Below are 478 nucleotides of genomic sequence, written 5' to 3'. Positions count from 1 at the left end.
GTGTGGGGAGGTTCCTTCTCGGGAATTTCCGCGGGGGCGGGGGGACCAGCGGCGACGAGCCCCTGCGGGCTCGTCGCCGCGAGCACCGGCCCGAGGTCGGCCCCCAGGTACAGATTGCGGGTCAGGACCCGCAACTCGGCCGGGGGATTGGCGGCCGAGGCCGCGGACCCGGGCGCGAGCAGCGCGAGCGCGCACAGAACGGATGCGAACCAACGGCGTGTCATACGGGCGGCCCTTTCGATCAATAGCGGGCGAACGCCCCGAATCTAGGATGAACACCGCGATCCGGCGATCCGACCGTAGGCCGCCCGGCCTACGACATGCGGGTCGCACTTCATCGCGCGTACCAGCCACGGACGGCCGCCGGACGCTGAGATCCGAGAAGCGCGTAGCGATCTGCCGCGCCCATCCGCTTCCCGCGCTGCTCTGATCAACACGTGGTGCGGGTATCAGCCCAAGACGGTCGCCGGACGCCGAG

Annotated in this window: 1 protein-coding gene; it reads right to left on the bottom strand. The window is 70.5% G+C overall.

What is annotated here, in order from left to right:
- On the bottom strand, window positions 1-224 hold a 224-nt coding region (locus ACZ7IF_RS39260; protein ID WP_470981838.1), incomplete at its 3' end, for a hypothetical protein.
- Window positions 225-478: the final 254 nt, after the last annotated feature.

The organism is Streptomyces sp. NPDC037421 (genome assembly GCF_055602105.1).
This window is presented reverse-complemented; position numbering and strand designations above follow the sequence as displayed.